Consider the following 13,695-nt stretch of genomic DNA (forward strand, 5'->3'; position numbering starts at 1 on the left):
GTTCAATCCCGCCCGTACCATTCGTCGCGTCGCATCAACTGGTCATACTCTGCATAAGGCGCATATTCGGGCACCAGCTTGGCGGTGAACGGACGGTCGCCGGTCAGCCACTCGCCGGCCGCCGCGGCGAAATGCTCGGCGGCCATGGCTACGAAATCCTCGGCCGGCACGGGCTCGCGCTTCTTCGGATCGACGGGCGAGTCGACATAGCCGAACCCGCCGCTCTTCGGATTGCGCGCCAGCGACCAGTATTCGAAGGCGCGCGCGGCGCCCTCGATCCCCTTGAATCCGCCGCGCTCGGCGATCAGCCCCAGCAGCCCGAGCTGCAGGCTGAACCCGGCCTTCACCGCGCGCGTGCTCGGGGGCTGGCCGGTCTTGTAATCGACGATCGCGAGCGCGCCGCCCTCCAGCCGATCGACACGATCGAACTTGCCGCGCAGCTTCACCCCGGCGAAGTCGATCGCGCCGTCCTGTTCCACCGCCAGCACCTTGCGCCCCTTCAAGCCCTGCTCGAGAAGTTCACCGGCGATCCAGTCGATCGCCTCGATCAAGCGCGGCTGCCACAGCGCCCGGATCAGCGGATGGGTGCGGGTATCCGCCAGCATCGCCTCGGCGCGCGCGCGGAGCAGATCGGGCCGGCAGTCATCCTCCTCGAACCAGCGCTGCAGCACATCGTGCACCGCCGTGCCCCGCCACGCAGCACTCGGGTCTGCGTCGACGGGATCGAGCGGCATCAGCCGCAGCATCCGCCGCGCGTAGAACGCATAGGGATCCGCCTTCAGCCGATCGACTTCGGTGACCGAAATCACCTTCGGCCGCGCCGCGACCGGGGGCGCAGGTTCGGGGCGCGCAACGGGCGCGAAGGTCGCCGGCGCGTCGATCCTGGCCATCCACAGGGCCAGATCGTCCGCGCGTTCCAGGCCGCCCGAGAGCGCCTCCAGCCGCAGCCAGAAGCGCGAGGCGATGGTCGGCGCACTGGCATCGCGGCGCGCCCGCGTGAGCAGCACCTCGCGTGCGCCAAGACCAATGGCGAGGTCGTGCGCGGAAACGCCGATCCGCCGCTCCAGCCCGGGCAGGCCCAGCTCGGCGCGGATGCGCGGCGCCAGCCAGGGATCGGGCGCGGGCAGGCCCGGCCAGATCCCCTCGTTCAGCCCACCCAGGATCATCAGGTCGGCGCTGTGCAGCCGTGCCTCGATCAGGCCGAGGATCGCGAGCCGAGGATGCCCGCCCTGCGGCGGACGCACCGCCACTTCATCCATCAGCGTACGCAGCAGCGGGGCGAGACTATCCGGCTCGGCCAGCGCCGGTCCATGCGCCGCCTCGCGCTCCAGATCGTCGAGCAGCAGCGCGGCAGCGCGGCCGTCCTCGCGGCTCCACAGCATGTCACCGCCGAGTGCCTGCGCGGCTTCGCGCAGCGCGGCGACCAGCCCGGCGAGCGGCTGTGCGCCGCCCGCAAACACCGCTTCGAGCGGGGCGAGCAGCGTCCGGGCGGTTTCCCACCAGTGCGCGGCAGTGCGGCGGAGAGGCCCATCCCGCCCGGTCTGGTCCGCCAGATGGGCGTCTATTCCCGCAAGCCCCGGCGCCGGCCGCGGCCCTCGAAGGGCAAGATCGAGCGCGCGGGTGCCGTCCAGCCAGGCGGCACGGTCGTTCGGCTGCACCAGCGGGTGCTTCAGCAGCGTCAGCAATGGCATCGGCGCGAACGCCTGTGCCGCGCCGTCTGCCAGCACGAGCAGCAGCGTGCCCGGCGGCGTAAGCGACAGCGGCTGGCCTGCGGAGTCGTCCACCGCAATGCCCCAGCGTGCACAGTGCGCCGCCACGCGACGCGCCAGCGCGCGATCGGGCGTGACCAGCGCGGCGGTTCGCGCCGGCGTCTCCAGCGCTTCGCGCAGCGCCAGCGCAATCGCCTGCGCCTCCTCGGCGGGAGTCGCGAGCTCCAGCGCCCGGACGCCGTCCAGCCGCCGCTCGCCCGCCGGCAGATCGGTCCAGCGATGGGTGAGTTCGGGGGGCTGCATCGCCGAAGCGATCGCCTTGCTGCGCGCGGGCGGGGCATCGAGTTCGCTGGCCACGCGCCATTGCTGGAATTCGCCGCGCGCCACGCCCATGCGCTCGAGCAGCAGCTTCAGATGGAACTGCGGATGCGTCTCCAGATTGCGCCGCCGCCGACCGGTGACGGGATCGAGGGCATGCGGCCCCAGCGTCTCCCATTCCTCGTCGCCCATCGCGGTCGCCAGTCCGGGCAGCACCACCATGCCTTCGGGCAGCCCGGCGACGACGCGGAGCAGCCGCGCAATCGCAGGTGCCGCCGTGGTGATGCCTGCGGCACAGACGAAGCCGGACGGCGCTGCGGCCTTCCACCGGGCGGCTACGCGATCCAGCAAGCGCCGCCGCCGCTCGGGCAGATCGACGCGGCCCAGCGCCGCAAGCTCGGCCGGCCAGCGCGTCAGGACGATCTCGAACAGCGCTAGCGAGCGCTCCCAATGCGCCGAAAGTTCCGGCCCCAGCTCCAGCTCCTTCAGGCGGCGGGGCGAAACCTCCTCCACCAGCAGCTGGTCCAGCGTCGTGCCCAGGTCGCCGGCCAGCCGCACGGCCTCCGCAGCGTCCAGCCGGGCGTCATGCCCCTGGAGCAGCCGGGCGAGTATCATCCGCCGCTGCAGCGGATCGACGGCGGGGGGCACCGGCTCCACATCGTCGACCGTCTCGAACACGGCTTCGTCGAGTTCCGGATCGCCGATCGCGACTAGTCGGGGCAGCAGCAGCCCGCCGCCGCTTTCGCGGACAAAGGCGTCCTGCATCGCCCGCTTTGCGCGGTTGTTCGGCAGCAGCACCACCCCGCGCGCCAGCCGCAGCGGGTCCGCGCCGAACCGGCGGATCAGGCCGATCGCCAGCGCATCCGCAAAGGCACGATGCGGCGGGATGGTGTAGAGGTGGAGAGCGTGCGGCATCGGGCTCGGCAAAACAGGAACGGAGCGCGAACCTTAGCGGTCGTCCCCCTGCCGGCGCAAGCGGCACCGCCCGGTCAAAGCTCCGCCAGCGCACTCTCCGTTTCGCGGATCGCGCGGGGCGAGCCGACGTCGAACCACAAGCCCTGGTGCACCGCGCCCCAGAGGCGCCCGGCTTCCATCGCGCGGTTCCAGAACAGGTTGGTCGAGAACGGTCCCTCAGGCCAATCGCGGATCACGCGCGGCGAGAGGATCTGCACGCCGGTATAGACGAAGGGTGCAAGCCGGCCCGGCTTCCGCCGTTCGGTGATTCGCCCGAAGGCGTCGAGCCGGAAATCCCCCTGGCCGCGGTGGCAGGTCGCGCGGGCCAGCGGCACCAGGAGCAGCAGCGCGTCCATCTTCGCGTCGTCCCACTGGGCAGCGAGCAGCCGGATCGCGTCGCTGGGGCCGTCGACCCACAGATTGTCGCTGTTGACGCAGAGGAACGGCGCATCGCCCAGCATGTCCCGCGCCTGGACGAGGCCGCCACCGGTTTCCAGCAGCTGCCGCCGCTCGTCCGAGATCAGCAGCTCCATGCCCTTCACTCGCGCCCGCAGATGGGCCTCGAGCTGGTCGGCAAGGTAATGGACGTTGACGACGGCGCGCTCGATGCCCGCCGCGCCCAGCCGATCGAAGACATGGTCGATCAGCGGCTTGCCGGCCACGTCGATCAGCGGCTTGGGCCGGGTGACGGTGAGCGGGCGCATCCGCTTGCCGAGGCCGGCGGCCATCACCATCGCGGTCTTGGGAGCAGGCGCCAGCGGCTGCGGGCGGAGCGAGTAGATCGTCACGCCGCCACCTGCATCGGATCGCCGCGCTTCTCGGCCGGCACATTGGCCGCGAACCAATCCGCCACCGGTTTCAGCGCGGGGTGCGCCAGGTCGCGCTCCAGATAGCGCCAGACGCGCGGGCAGAGCGCGGGGTAGCGCGGCTTGCCGTCGCGCTTCCACAACCGGGTGAAGATGCCGAGGATCTTGGCATTCCGCTGTGCGCCGAGGACGTGATAGGCAATGTCGAACGCCGCGCCTGCCCCGGTGGCCGCGCGGTAGCGCTCCAGCATCGCCGCCTCGATCGCCTCCGGTACGTCGCGCCGCGCATCCTGGAGCAGCGAGACGAGATCATAGGCAGGATGGCCGGCAAGCGCGTCCTGGAAGTCCAGCAGTCCCAAGCCTTCGCCACCTTCGATCAGCATCAGATTCTCGGCATGGTAATCGCGCAGGACCGTGACGGGGCGATGACCGTCCAGCAGCGGCGCCAGCACCGCATCCCAGGCATCGCGGTAGCCGGCGGCATCCACTTCCAGACCGACTGCCGGGCAGTACCATTCGACGAACAACCCGGCTTCGCGCTGGTAGACGGCGAGGTCGTACGGCGCCTCCACCCCCGCCGGCGCGTCGTGGAGGCGTATGAGCAGATCCACCGCGGCACCGTACAGGCCGAGCTCGCGCGCGGGCTCGGCATCCACCGTCTCGCGCAGTCGCACGTCGCCGAAATCCTCGAGCAGCACGAGTCCTTGCGCCAGATCCTCATGCAGGATTGCGGGCGCAGCGAAGCCCTGCCCGGCCAGCCAGCGCGCCACCGCGAGGAACGGGCGCGGATCCTCATGCGGCGGCGGTGCATCCATCAGGATCGCGGTGCGCCCCCCTTCCACCACGCGGAAATAGCGGCGGAACGAGGCATCGCCGGCGACGGGCAGGATCTCTGCCCCTCCCCAACCAGCGGAATCAAGGAAAGCGGGCGCGCCAGGCGGCGGAGTCATGTCAACGGCCATCGGCCTTCCCATGCCGCGGGCACGCGCGCTGTCAAGCTGCGGGTGCCATCCGGGGCAACGTCCAGCGTCAGCCACAAGGCGTCGTGCCACGCCTCCGCGCCCAGCCGCTCGGGCCATTCGACCAGCAGCAGCGAATCCTGGCGCGCATCATCGAGCCCCAGCTCTTCCGCCTCTTCGGGATGCTCGATCCGGTAGAGGTCGACATGCAGCACCGGGAGCCGCACCTCGGGCACGTCATAGGGCTGGACGATGGCGAAGCTCGGCGACGGCGCTTCGCCTTCCAGCCCCAGCGCCGCGAGCAACCCGCGGGCGATGCTGGTCTTGCCGGCCCCCAGCGGCCCGGACAGCGCCACCACATCGCCGGGGCCGACGACCGCCGCGAGCTTGGCGCCGAGCGCCAGTGCTTCCTCCAGCGATGCAAGGTTCATGGTCTTTCCGGTCATCCGCGCGGCAACTCCACCGTAACCAGCGTGCCCTGCCCCGGCTCGGAGATCAGTTCGATCCGCCCGCCATGCGCCTCGACGAACTGCTTGGCGAGCGGCAGGCCCAGCCCCAGCGCACGATCCCCGCCGCGCGAGGTGCCCACCTGCGCGAACCGATCGAACGCGCGCGCCACCGCTTCGGGCGGCATTCCCGCCCCGTCGTCGCTCACGATCACCCGCGCCACGCGCGCATTGCCGTCGAGGTGGAGCAGTACGCGGCCGCCCTCCGGCGTGTGCGAAACGGCATGGCGCAGCAGATGCTCCACCGTCTGGCGGATGCGGCGCGCGTCGCCCTGCACCACCCCCGCAGTGCCCGCGTCCTCGATCACCAGCTCGATCGCCTTGCCCTTGGCCAGCGGCGCGATCACGTCCGCGGCGCTGGTCGCGGCCAGCTCGATATCCACCGTCTCGCGCTCGATCGGCTGGCCCTCGCTCTGGGTCAGGTCGAGCACGTCGTCGATCAACCCGCCAAGCCGATCGACCGACATCAGGATGGCTTCCACATATTCCTTGCCGTCCGCACTCAGCTTGCCGGCGAAACCGCCCTGCAGCATCTCGCCGAAGCCCTTGATCGAGGTGAGCGGCGTGCGCAGCTCATAGCTCATATTGGCGACGAAGGCGGTGCGGACGCGGTCGGCCGCCTCCAGCGCCTCGTTGCGGTCGCGAAGGGCCCGCTCCACCCGCTGACGATCGGTGGTGTCGAGCATCGTCACCAGCGCGTTCCCGTCGGGCAGCGGCACCGCGGCAATATCGAAATGGCGGCCATTGGCGAAGGTGATGCTCGATCCGCGCTGCTGGCGGTCCTTGGCGGCAAGCCGAATGAGGTCGCCGATGATCTCCGCCCGCGCCGGGTTGACCAGCTTGCCGCCTGCCGCCTTCACGATCGTGGCGATCTGCGGATGCCCGTCGAGGAAGCCGTCCTCGAAGCCCCAGACCTGGCGGAACTTGCGGTTCCACAGCTGCAGCCGCCCCTTGCCGAACACGGCAACCGCCTCGGCAAGGCTGTCCAGCGTGGCGGTGCGCACCTGCTGCATCTCCCCATGCTCGCGCTGCAGTTCGAGCTGCTGGGTCTGATCCTCGAAGATCAGCAGCAGCCCGCCTTCAGGCAGCGGCTGGGCGACGACGCGGAGGTGCGTGGTGCCGATGCTCCAGCTTTCTTCCACGGCTTCCGGCGCCGTGAACCACTCCCGGCGCTCGGCCTTCCAATGCGGGAAGTCGCGCACGTCGGGCAGCTTGCGCGCCTCGCGCATGCGTTCCAGCACGCGGTCGAACTCCGGCCGATCGGCCAGCCACTCGTTCTTCATCGCGAAGAGGCGGCGAAACGGCTGGTTGCAGAACACCAGACTGCGGTCCGAGCCGAACTGCGCGACGCCCGCCGACATTCGGTCCAGCATCGCGCGCTGCGCTTCCCCGAACCGTTTCAGGCCACCCCGGGCCCGCTCCAGCTCCTCGATATCGACGGCGAAGCCCGCGATCCCGCCGGTCGGCAGCGGGACGTCGTGCAGGCGAAGCATCCGCCGCGCGCCGGCGACGGTTGCGGGCATCGCTGCCGATTGCGGCTCCTGCGTGTCGCGCGCGATCGCGGCGTTGGCGAGCGGCCCGCCCAGCCCGGCCCCGTCGACCAGTTCCACGCCGCGGGACACCACGTCCTCCGCATCGCGCCCCTCGACCGCGCGGACATAGGCCGTGTTGACCATCAGCAGCCGCAGATCGGGGCCGCGATACCACATCGGCATCGGCGCGGCCTCGATCAGCGCGGTCAGCGCGTCGAACGCCGCGCGCAGGCGATCTGCTTCACGCTCGAGCGCACCGACTTCGGCCTGGCTGTCGGTCGCGTCGAGCACCCAGAGCAGCACGCTGCCCGGCGTTTCCACGGCTTCGGAGGCACGCTCCCCCAGCACAAGCAGCATCCGCTCGGATCCGCGCACGGGGAGCGAGAGCCGGAAGGACTGGCCGGCACGCTGCGCCGCCTCCACCTGATCGCTGAGCAGGGCGACATCTTCCGGATCGAGGCCGGTGTCCTTCTGGGACAAGCGCGAAAGCGATTCGGGCGGCCCTTCCAGACCAAGCCATGCAGCAAGCCGGGGCGACATCTCCACCCGTCCATCTGCACGGACCAGCATCGGCAGCGCCGGAGAGGTTCGCGAGAAACGCAGCAGCCGCCGGTTCTGCTCATAGGCCGTACGCGCTGCCGCCCGCGCTGCCAGCCCGGCGTAGAGCGCCCAGATCGCCGCGATCAGCACGAAGGCGAGCACCGCACCGACAATGGCTGCGCCACTCTGCGAGAGAACGATCATCGGAAGGGCCGCCCAAAAGCCATCGCCTCACCCTTATGCGCATCCCGGCACAAACGAAAAGGGGCCCGACGGATGTCGAGCCCCTTCCCTGTCGATTTATTGCGGACGATCAGAATTTGACGGTCGCGCCGATGTACATGAAGCGGCCAATGTTATCGAAGATGCCGCCATCACCCACGCCCAGCAGGCCGTAGGGCGGACGCTTGTCGGCGATATTGTCGATGCCGCCATACAGCGTAAACTGGCGGTTCACGTCCAGCGTGCCGCGGATCGCGTGGTAGAACACATGCGGATAGTAGACGACATCCGCATAGTTCGGATCCTGCGCCGGCACCCCGTTGGTGTCATGCTGGGTTTCCCAATCGGTGATCGACTGGCGACCGATGTAGCGGACCTGATAGCCCAACGTCAGCGGACCATGGGTGTAATCGACCGAGACGTTGGCACGCCAGATCGGATCGTTCAGCTCGCCACGCACGCGCTCGGGGCGATCCGGGGTATCCAGATACGGATAGTCAGTACGGTTCTGGACATAGTTGGCCAGGCCGCGGATCGTGATCCGGTCGTTTGCGAACACCTTGCGGGTGTAGCTGAGGTCAAGATCGATACCCTTGGCGCGCAGTGCCGCGAAGTTGACGCTGCTCTGTAGCAGCGCCGGCGCGGCGAAATAGCCGTTCGACTGGCGCGGGTTGATCAACTGGCAGAACTGGTTGCTCAGGTTCGGCGCATCATAGCAGGCATCGACGATCGTCTGGGCTTCCACGGGACTGATCACGTTGCTGATCTTGATGTCGTAATAGTCGGCCGTGAACGACAGGCCGGGCACGAAGCTCGGCTGCACGACGACACCATAGGTCCAGCTGCGCGAGGTCTCCGCCGTCAGACTGGCGTTGCCGCCCGACAGGATTTCCAGATTGCCTGCGCGCGTGCGATCGTTGACGAAGCCGACCGGCACGCCGGCTGCTGCGCAATTCGCCGCACGGGTCGAGCGACCCTTGTTGATGAAGTTGACGTCACACGGATCGTCGACGCTGGCGAAGTTCTGCGACGGCGACGAGTAGAGATCCCCCAGCGTCGGCGCGCGGACGGACTTGGAATAGTTCACGCGGAACTTAATGTCGCGAACCGGCGCATAGATGCCGCCCGCGTTCCATGCCCAGACGGTGCCCGTCGCGCCCTTATAGTCGGCAACACGAACGGCACCGTTCACCGTCAGCTCCTGAGCGAACGGCAGGTTGCGCAGCACCGGCAGCTGCAGCTCGCCATAGGCCTCCTTCACTTCGAACGACGTCGGGTTGAAGTCCGGGATCGCGTTCAGGAAGGTCGCGCCGCTCTTCACCAGCGCGTCATACTGGTAGCGTGCGGTCTCGCGACGATATTCGGCGCCGATCGCGAAGCGCACCGGGCCGCCCGGCAGCTCGAACCACTTGCCCGAATCGCCGATGAGGTTGGCGTTGATGTCGAGCTCGGTCGCCTTGCCGGTATAGGTCGAGGTCGTGTTGATGTAGTTGCGCGCCGCCTGGCTGACCGAACCGTCGCCCAGCAGGTTGATCGGCACGCAGTTCGGATCGGTCACCGTGGTCTGGTTGATACGGCACACGATCTGGCCGGCGGCGTTGCGCGTCGCATCCACGGCATTGTAGAAATTCTCCTCGATGCGGTTGTTGTAGAACCGCGAGGTCGAGTTGAACTCGCCGTAGTTCACCGAGAAGTCGTACTTCCAGGTCGAGTTGAACGTGCCTTCCACGCCGCCGACGAAGCGGTAGGTGTCGCGCCGGTCGGACTCGTCACGAGTACCGATGTCGTTGTTCTCGCGGTTGAGACGGAAGAACTGCGACCCGGCCGGCAGCAGCGACGCGATCGTCGCGGCGGCGGCGGGCTGAAGATACGGGTTGTCGAGGCGGATCGGAATGCCGACGCTGGTGCCGTAGGACAGTGCAGCCGGCGCGCCGTTCACCAGGCCCTGGCCGCCGCCCTGCGCGAAGGTCGGGGTGCCCTGTTTGAAGCTTTCGACACGCACGAACTTGGCTTCGAAGAACGGGCGGAACGCGTCCGACACGTCATAGTGCGCGACCAGATTGGCGACATAGCGATCGAGCTTCGGGACCAGCGTGCCGCGATCGTTGAGCACCGCGCCGTCGCCGCCCTGGTTGTTGCCGGAGCCGGCCGGGCGGAAATCGGTGCCGTAGTTATATTCGTTCAGCGAACCGTCCGGACGGAAACCGAAGATGCGCGGGAAGCCATTGGCGACACAGGCGTTGGCAATCGCGCACGACCGCGTGCTCGTGCCGTTGTAGGCGATGAAATTGCCGCCATTGTCATAGCCGTAGCTGCGCACGCGGTTCAGGAAGGTGCGGTCCGGGCGATTGTTGTCGATCGTCGGATCTTCCACCAGCTGGAACTGGTTCCGGCCGTCGACCGCGCCGGTCAGCTCGGGGCGATCGGCATAGGTAACGAGGTCTGCGCGGTTATATTCGAGCGCGACCGCGACGTTACCGCGGCCTTCCGAGAAATTCTTCCCGAAGGTGCCGGACAGACGATAGGTGCCGCGATCGGCCTTGTCGCTGATGCCGGCCTGGGCATTGAGGCGAACGCCGTCGAAGTTGCGCTTCAGCACGAAGTTGACCACGCCGGCCATCGCGTCCGAACCGTAGACCGCCGAGCTACCGCCGGTGACGACGTCGACGCGCTCGAGCAGGTCCGTCGGGATCGTGTTGACGTCGACCTGGAACTCGCCTTCCACCGCCGTGATGTGGCGACGGCCGTTGACCAGCACCAGCGTACGCGCAGTGCCGAGACCCCGCAGATCGAGCAGGTTGAGGCCCGACGTGCCGATATACTGGGTCGAGCTCGCCTGGCTGTAGGTCGGGCGCAGCGACGGCAGCGTGTTCATCGCGTCGCCGATCGCGACACCGCCCGAACGGGTGAGGTCGGCCACGGTAACGGACGTCACCGGGATCGGCGAGTTCACGCCCGGTTGCGCAATGCGCGAACCAGTAACGACGATTTCTGCGGGCTCCTGCGTCTGCGGGGCACCGGCATCCGTGGTATCGGTTTGTGCGAATGCAGGGATTGCGACCTGGGCGGCGATGAGCGCCGCGAACGACGCGGTGAGCTTCAGACCGCTATGGCGGCCTGCGCGAACTGAACGCATTACAAACACCTCTTGATGGAAAACTATGGCACCGCGTGGACGCCACGCACGCTTCACCGATGTTGCCAATGTTTCCGGGAAGCGTCCAAGACGCATCGAACCCTGAGGCTGGAGCGGCCTTCTGAAATGTTACACCGATTTCACGTAAAGTGTGACAAACTCGCAACGCTCCGTTGCGCAGGCGCATCGGCGGAAACGAAAACGGCCGCCCCCGGGAGGGGACGGCCGCTGTCGCACTACGATCGCGGAGCGCGATCAGTAGCGGTAGTGATCCGGCTTGAACGGTCCTTCGACCGACACGCCGATATACGAGGCCTGCTTCTCGCTCAGCTTCGACAGGTGCACGCCCAGCTTCTCGAGGTGGAGCGCAGCGACCTTCTCGTCGAGGTGCTTCGGCAGCACGTACACTTCGTTCTTGTAGTTCTCGCCCTTGGTCCAGAGCTCGATCTGCGCCAGCGTCTGGTTGGTGAAGCTGGCCGACATCACGAAGCTCGGGTGGCCGGTGGCGCAGCCCAGGTTCACCAGGCGGCCCTTGGCGAGGATGATGATCTGCTTGCCGTCAGGGAACTCGACCAGGTCGGTGCCCGGCTTCACTTCGGTCCACTTGTAGTTCGACAGGGCGGCGATCTGGATCTCGCTGTCGAAGTGGCCGATGTTGCAGACGATCGACATCGGCTTCATCGCCTTCATGTGATCGGCGGTGATCACATCGGCATTGCCCGTCGCCGTCACGAAGATATCGGCACGCTTGACCGCCTCGTCCATCGTGACGACCTCGAAGCCCTCCATCGCCGCCTGCAGCGCGCAGATCGGATCGATTTCGGTGACCATCACGCGCGCGCCGCCGTTGCGGAGCGACTGGGCCGAGCCCTTGCCCACGTCACCGAAGCCTGCGACGCATGCGACCTTGCCGGCCAGCATCACGTCGGTCGCGCGACGGATCGCGTCGACCAGCGATTCCTTGCAGCCATAGAGGTTGTCGAACTTCGACTTGGTGACGCTGTCGTTGACGTTGATCGCAGGGAACGGCAGCTCGCCCTTCTTGGCGATCTCGTACAGGCGGTGCACGCCGGTGGTGGTCTCTTCCGAGACACCCTTCAGGTTCTGCACGGTCTTGGTGAGGTAGCCCGGATACTTGGCGATGAATGCCTTCAGCGCGCGCTGGAACTCGACTTCCTCGTCATTCTCCGGCTCGCCCAGCGTCGCGCCGGCTTCGAGCTTGGCGCCCCACAGCGCGAACATGGTCGCGTCGCCGCCGTCGTCGAGGATGATGTTGGCGGTGGTGCCGTCACCGTCCGCGCCCCAGTTGAAGATGTCGCCGACATAGTCCCAATACTCAGCCAGGCTCTCGCCCTTCACGGCGAACACCGGCACGCCGGTTGCGGCGATCGCAGCGGCAGCGTGATCCTGCGTCGAGAAGATATTGCAGGTCGCCCAGCGGACCTGCGCGCCAAGCGCGGTCAGCGTCTCGATCAGCACCGCGGTCTGGATCGTCATGTGCAGCGAACCGGTGATGCGCGCGCCCTTGAGCGGCTGCGATGCGCCGAATTCCTTGCGAAGCGCCATCAGGCCGGGCATCTCGGTCTCAGCGATGTTGATTTCGGCGCGGCCGAAATCGGCGAGGGCGATGTCCTTGATGACATAGTCGTTGGTAGCCACAGGCTGCTTCTCCAGTTCAAGCAAAATGCAGGCGCACCGGGAATCCACCCGGCCGCATGGTTGCGCCCCTAGCCGCTTCGCGAGGGCTGCGCAATGTTAATATAAAGATATCTTTATATGCCGTTTGAGGGTTTCAAGCGGTACCCGTGCTATTGGCCAGCAGCCGCGGATCGATGCCCGCGCCAACAAAGCCCTCGGCCCAGCGCTCGTACACATCTGTATCATACAGGAGTGCGAGGTCGGCCGGCGTATTGAACCAGCCGTGGCGGGTAAGTTCCGTCTCGAGTTGCCCCTCACCCCAGCCGGCATAGCCGAGCGCGACCAACCAGCGGCTTGGCCCCCGTCCCTCGGCGATGGCGCGCAGCACGTCGATTGTGCCGGAGAGCTGCCAGCGACCGGCAACATCGATCGTGTCCTGCCCGCTCCAGTCGTCGGAGTGCAGCACGAAGCCACGGCGCGGCTCCACCGGGCCGCCGAAATGCACGGGCACGTCCGGGACATCGCCCGGATCAATCTCGAACTGCTCCAGCAGATCGTGCAGCCCCAGCCCCTCGATCGTGGCACCGATGCCGATGCCGAGCGCGCCCTCGGTATCATGGGCACAGATCGCGATGACCGCGCGCTCGAAACGCGGGTCGCCGATCCCCGGCATGGCCAGCAGAAACTGGCCAGTAAGTGAAGGCGCCGAATCCATGATCCCTACCATATCGTTTGCACCCTCTACGGGCCACGCTTGAATTTGTTGCGTGGGATGCGATGGAAGCGGCGCGGCCATGCGGTCGCGGGATTCGTACAAGGAGAGAGCAGCATGACGATCCAGACCGGCGATCGCATTCCCGACGCCAAGCTCGTCAAGGTCAGCGCCGAGGGCCCGGACCAGATCGACGCCCCCGCCTTTTTCGCCGGCCGCAAGGTTGCGCTGTTCTCGGTGCCTGGCGCCTTCACCCCCACCTGCTCGGCCAAGCACCTGCCGGGATTCGTCGAGAAGGCCGACGAGATCAAGGCCAAGGGCGTCGACGAGATCGCCTGCACCGCGGTGAACGACTTCTTCGTGATGAAGGCCTGGGGCGACGCGAATGGCGTCTCGGACAAGGTGACGATGCTCGCAGACGGCAATGCGGGCTTCGTCGAGGCACTCGGCCTCACCCTGGACGGGTCGGCCTTCGGCCTGGGCACGCGCGGTCAGCGCTTCGCGATGATCGTCAATGACGGCGTCGTCGAGCAACTTTTCGTCGAGGCGCCCGGCGCGTTCGAGGTCAGCTCGGCCGAATATGTGCTGAGCAAGCTCTGATCCGAGTGCCCCCGCCCCGCGCGGGGGCATCTCGATCCGCCGACTTGCCAGAGTCATCTTCCG

The 13,695-nt window shown here is 67.5% G+C and carries 9 protein-coding genes; 1 reads left to right on the forward strand and 8 read right to left on the reverse strand.

Annotation, left to right across the window (positions count from 1 at the left end; translation table 11 throughout):
• Positions 1-2: 2 nt before the first annotated feature.
• The 8 genes from addB to V7E00_RS08665 all read right to left on the reverse strand — a co-directional run bounded on the left by addB (position 3) and on the right by V7E00_RS08665 (position 13,035).
• Positions 3-2,942, reverse strand: a complete 2,940-nt coding sequence (gene addB / locus V7E00_RS08630) for a double-strand break repair protein AddB (protein WP_333572211.1) — start codon at positions 2,940-2,942, stop codon at positions 3-5.
• 74 nt (positions 2,943-3,016) lie between these two features.
• Positions 3,017-3,715: a nucleotidyltransferase family protein gene (locus V7E00_RS08635; RefSeq protein WP_333572412.1), complete on the reverse strand. Its 699-nt coding sequence runs from the start codon at positions 3,713-3,715 to the stop codon at positions 3,017-3,019.
• A gap of 50 nt (positions 3,716-3,765) precedes the next feature.
• Positions 3,766-4,737, reverse strand: a complete 972-nt coding sequence (locus V7E00_RS08640) for an aminoglycoside phosphotransferase family protein (protein ID WP_333572212.1) — start codon at positions 4,735-4,737, stop codon at positions 3,766-3,768.
• The gene (gene tsaE, locus V7E00_RS08645; protein WP_443019177.1) at positions 4,734-5,177 is read right to left on the reverse strand and encodes a tRNA (adenosine(37)-N6)-threonylcarbamoyltransferase complex ATPase subunit type 1 TsaE; all 444 of its coding nucleotides are present in this window, start codon (positions 5,175-5,177) and stop codon (positions 4,734-4,736) included. Before tsaE ends, V7E00_RS08640 begins: the two co-directional genes overlap by 4 nt.
• An 11-nt stretch (positions 5,178-5,188) precedes the next feature.
• Complete coding sequence (locus tag V7E00_RS08650; protein ID WP_333572214.1) at positions 5,189-7,528, reverse strand: sensor histidine kinase; 2,340 nt, start codon at positions 7,526-7,528, stop codon at positions 5,189-5,191.
• A gap of 109 nt (positions 7,529-7,637) precedes the next feature.
• Complete coding sequence (locus V7E00_RS08655) at positions 7,638-10,682, reverse strand: TonB-dependent receptor domain-containing protein (RefSeq protein ID WP_333572215.1); 3,045 nt, start codon at positions 10,680-10,682, stop codon at positions 7,638-7,640.
• A gap of 255 nt (positions 10,683-10,937) precedes the next feature.
• Complete coding sequence (gene ahcY, locus V7E00_RS08660) at positions 10,938-12,356, reverse strand: adenosylhomocysteinase (RefSeq protein WP_333572413.1); 1,419 nt, start codon at positions 12,354-12,356, stop codon at positions 10,938-10,940.
• Between the two features lie 118 nt (positions 12,357-12,474).
• Entirely contained in the window at positions 12,475-13,035 is a 561-nt protein-coding gene (locus V7E00_RS08665; protein ID WP_333572216.1) for a YqgE/AlgH family protein, read from the reverse strand.
• 114 nt (positions 13,036-13,149) lie between these two features.
• On the opposite strand from V7E00_RS08665, the gene V7E00_RS08670 reads away from it, so the two are divergent.
• Complete coding sequence (locus V7E00_RS08670) at positions 13,150-13,632, forward strand: peroxiredoxin (protein WP_333572217.1); 483 nt, start codon at positions 13,150-13,152, stop codon at positions 13,630-13,632.
• Positions 13,633-13,695: the final 63 nt, after the last annotated feature.

The sequence above is a fragment of the Sphingomonas sp. genome, from assembly GCF_036731925.1.
Classification (GTDB): Bacteria; Pseudomonadota; Alphaproteobacteria; order Sphingomonadales; family Sphingomonadaceae; genus Sphingomonas.